The organism is Micromonospora sp. NPDC003776 (assembly GCF_053605645.1).
Genome location: NZ_JBSGJR010000629.1, coordinates 1 through 3782, shown reverse-complemented (window position 1 = coordinate 3782; position 3782 = coordinate 1). Strand labels below are relative to the sequence as shown.

The window sequence follows — 3782 nt, the reverse complement described above, 5'->3', positions numbered from 1 at the left end:
GGCGCGGGGCGGGCGCGGCGGACCACACCGGGGAAGCCGACCTCCGGCCAGCCGTCCAGCTCGGACGGGGGCACGCCGCGACGGAGCAGGTCGTCCAGCAGCAGGGCGAGCGAATAGTCGGGCCGGGCGGCCAGCACCCGCTCCAGGGCGACCGCGGCCAGGGCACCGTAGCCGGCCCGCCAGGCAGCGAAGGCGAGCAGGCTGCCGGGGGCGGCGATCAGCTCCGGCTCGGCCCGCCGCAGCACGTCGGTCCATAGGCTGATGTCGGCGTCCCGCCCGTCGGTGCGTTCCCAGGCATGGTCGCGTACCGGGAGCTGGGTGAGGAGCACGGTCAGCCAGGCCACCTCGTCATCGGTCAGCCGCTCGCCGCGCCGGGCCCGGCGGAACGCGGTGCGGACGGCCGCCACCCCGGCGGAGCGTACGGACCGGCCACCGACCAGCGCGGTCTCGGTCGCCTCCTCGGTGAGGGCGGCCAGCCGTCCCCGGGCCCGGACGGTGGCCCGACGCATGGCCACCCGGACCGGACCGTCGAGCGCGGACACCTGCGCGGTCAGCGCCGCCCGGTCGGGCAGGGCGACCTGACCGGCGAAGACGGCCGCCGCGCTGACCTCGCTGGCCCCCGGGTCGTACGGGGTGCCGTCCGGCGGGCAGCAGTCGGGTTCGGTGCAGAGGTAGGACCACCAGCGCCCGTCGGTGACCCGAAGCGCGTCGAGCACGAGCAGGCCGGCCCGGTCCAGCGCCTCGCCGACCGCGTCGACCGCCGGGGTCACCCGGACGGGCGGACCGTACCCGATCACGGTGGCGGACTCGCTGCCCTGCCGGGCGATCACCTCGGCCAGGTGCCCGGCGGCCGGCCGGGGGTCGGCGCCCGGCTCGGGCAGGTCGCCGCGGGCGGCGAAGACGACCCGACGGCCGCGCAGCGCCACCACGACCACGCTGTCGGCGGGGTGGAAGCCGAGCAGGTAGGGCACGGCGGCGATCAGGTCGGCGGGCGAGCGGACGGCGAGCCGGAGCTGGTCGGTGGGAGTCATGCCGGAAGCGTGGGGGCACCCCGCCCCACCCCGACAGGCCCTGTGGACGACACGCGGGTTGTCCACAGATACGGAGAGTATCGGTGCAGGTGAACGCGGATCGGCACCGGCCGAGGACGCCGCCCGACCCGCGAGCGTCGGTCCGACCGGCTACCTTGCGCTCATGGACCTGGCGTACCTGCGGGCACACCCGGAGCACCTGCCGACCTTCCTGACCCACCAACGGATCCGGGAGACGCCGGTCTCCGGCGGGAACATCTGCGCCACCTCTCGGCTCACCCTCGACGACGGCCACTCGGTCTTCGCCAAGACCTGGCCCGAGCGGGCCGGCCGGCCGGTGCCGGAGGGCTTCTTCGCCGCCGAGGCGGCCGGGCTGCGCTGGCTGCGTGAGCCGGCCACGGTCGCGGTGCCGGAGGTGCTGGTGGCGCTGCCCGAGCTGCTGGCGTTGGAGTGGGTCGAGCCGGGCGAGCCGGGCCGGGAGGCGGCCGAGCGGTTCGGGCGCGAGCTGGCCGGGCTGCACCGGGCCGGGGCGGCCGCCTTCGGCGCCGAGTGGGCCGGTTTCATCGGCGCGCTGCCACAGGACAACACGCCGGACCCGGGTCCCTGGCCGGCCTGGTTCGCGCACCGGCGGCTCCTGCCCTACCTGCGCCTGTCCGTCGACAACGGCGCCCTCGGCGGCGACGATGTCGCACTGGTGGAGCAGGTGATCGAGCGGATCGGCGAGTTCGGCGGTGACGAGCCGCCGGTGCGGATCCACGGCGACCTCTGGCCGGGCAACCTGCTCTGGGGGGCCGACGACCGGGTCCGGCTGATCGACCCGGCCGCGCACGGCGGCCACCGGGAGACCGACCTCGCCCAGCTCGCGCTCTTCGGCGGCCCGCCCCACCTGGACCGGATCATGGCCGCCTACCAGGAGGCGTGGCCGCTGGCCGACGGCTGGCGGGAGCGGGTGCCGCTGCACCAGCTCCATCTGCTGCTCGTGCACACCGCCCTGTTCGGCACGGCATACCGGGACGCGGTGGCAACCGCCGGCCGCGCCGCGCTGCGGGGCACCGAACGCGCTACGGTCGACAGGTGACCGCCGCCCCGACCACCGACGGGGTCCTCGTCGACCGGTACGGCCGTGTCGCCCGGGACCTGCGGGTCTCGCTGACCGACAAGTGCAACCTGCGCTGCACCTACTGCATGCCCGCGGAAGGGCTGCCGTGGCTGGCCGGGCCGCAACTGCTCAGCGACGACGAGATCATCCGGCTGGTCCGCATCGCGGTACGGCAACTGGGCGTCACCGAGGTCCGCTTCACCGGCGGGGAGCCGCTCATCCGGCCCGGGCTGGTCGGGATCGTGTCGGCGGTGGCCGCGTTGGAACCCCGCCCCCGGATCTCGTTGACCACGAACGGCCTGGGGCTGGAACGGCTCGCGCCCGCGCTGCGCGCCGCCGGGCTGGACCGGGTGAACGTCTCGCTGGACACCCTGGACCGGGCCCGGTTCGCCGAGCTGACCCGTCGGGACCGGCTCCCCGACGTGCTCGCCGGTCTGGCCGGCGCGGCCGCGGCCGGGTTGGCCCCGGTAAAGATCAACTCGGTGCTGATGCGCGGGGTCAACGACGACGAGGCTCCGGCGCTGCTCCGGTTCGCCCTGGCGCATGGCTACGAGCTGCGCTTCATCGAGCAGATGCCGCTGGATGCGCAGCACGGCTGGGACCGGACGACGATGGTCACCGCCGACGAGATCCTGGCGGCGCTGACCCGGGAGTTCGCGTTGACCCCCGATCCGGCGGAGCGGGGTGCGGCGCCCGCCGAGACCTGGCTGGTGGACGGCGGGTCGGCCCGGGTCGGGGTGATCGGCAGCGTGACCCGGCCGTTCTGCGGCGACTGCGACCGCACCCGGCTCACCGCCGACGGGCAGGTCCGGGCCTGTCTCTTCGCCACCGAGGAGTCCGACCTGCGCAGCGCGCTGCGCGCCGGGGCGGACGACGCCGAGCTGGCCCGGCGGTGGCGCACGGCGATGTGGGGAAAGCGGGCCGGGCACGGCATCGACGACCCCACCTTCCTGCAACCCGCCCGCCCGATGTCGGCGATCGGAGGCTGACCGTGCAGCTCACCGTCCGTTACTTCGCCGGGGCGCGGGCCGCGGCCGGCCGGTCCGAGGAGACCGTCCCGGCCGGCCGGTCGCTCGACGAACTCGTCGACGAGCTGGCCGCCCGGCACGGCGAGCGGCTGGCCGTCGTGCTGAAGGCGGCGAGTTTCCTGGTCGACGGCCTGGCCTGTCACGATCGGCAGGCACCGCTGCCGGCCGGCGTGACGGTCGACGTGCTGCCGCCGTTCGCGGGCGGATGAGGGGAGCCCACGTGTTGGCGATGGGGACGTTCGTCGGCTTCGTCCTGCTCGTCACCGCCCTGATCCACCTCTACCTGTGGAAACGGCTGGTGCGCGACACCACCGCTCTCGGGCGTGGGAGGAGGACCGGCGGGATCGCCGTACTGCTGCTGGCGGTGCTGATCCCGGCCACCATAATCGTGACCCGCGCCGGCGTGGACTGGATCGCCTGGCCGGGGTTCATCTGGCTGGCCCTGATGTTCTACCTGCTGGTCGTGCTGCTGGTGCTGGAAGTGCCGATGGCGGTGGCCAGGCTGGTGCTGCGCCGCCGCGCCGTGGTCGCCGAACCCACCGCGGCCGCTCCCGAGCCGGCCCTGGTCGGCGCCCCCGATTCGCCGGCCACCGGCCCGACGGCCGACGATCCGGCCGCGCCCCC

4 protein-coding genes and 1 pseudogene are annotated in these 3782 nt (G+C 75.4%); 4 read left to right on the top strand and 1 reads right to left on the bottom strand.

What is annotated here, in order from left to right:
* The coding region (locus ACWEVO_RS32255) for a DUF4192 domain-containing protein (RefSeq protein WP_452311224.1) at positions 1 to 1031 on the bottom strand (1031 nt) is incomplete at its 3' end.
* Positions 1032 to 1194: 163 nt separating this feature from the next.
* Here ACWEVO_RS32255 and ACWEVO_RS32250 point away from each other — a divergent pair.
* The 4 genes and pseudogenes from ACWEVO_RS32250 to ACWEVO_RS32235 form a co-directional block, all read left to right on the top strand.
* A complete protein-coding gene (locus ACWEVO_RS32250; RefSeq protein WP_452311223.1) occupies positions 1195 to 2109 on the top strand; it encodes a fructosamine kinase family protein in 915 nt (304 codons plus the stop codon).
* On the top strand, positions 2106 to 3119 hold the full coding sequence (gene moaA / locus ACWEVO_RS32245) for a GTP 3',8-cyclase MoaA (protein ID WP_452311222.1): 1014 nt from the start codon (positions 2106 to 2108) through the stop codon (positions 3117 to 3119). The genes ACWEVO_RS32250 and moaA overlap by 4 nt, the downstream gene beginning before the upstream one ends.
* A gap of 2 nt (positions 3120 to 3121) precedes the next feature.
* Positions 3122 to 3367, top strand: a complete 246-nt coding sequence (locus tag ACWEVO_RS32240; protein ID WP_452311221.1) for a MoaD/ThiS family protein — start codon at positions 3122 to 3124, stop codon at positions 3365 to 3367.
* An 11-nt stretch (positions 3368 to 3378) separates the two neighbouring features.
* Positions 3379 to 3782: pseudogene (locus ACWEVO_RS32235) on the top strand (metallophosphoesterase); the annotation flags it as partial.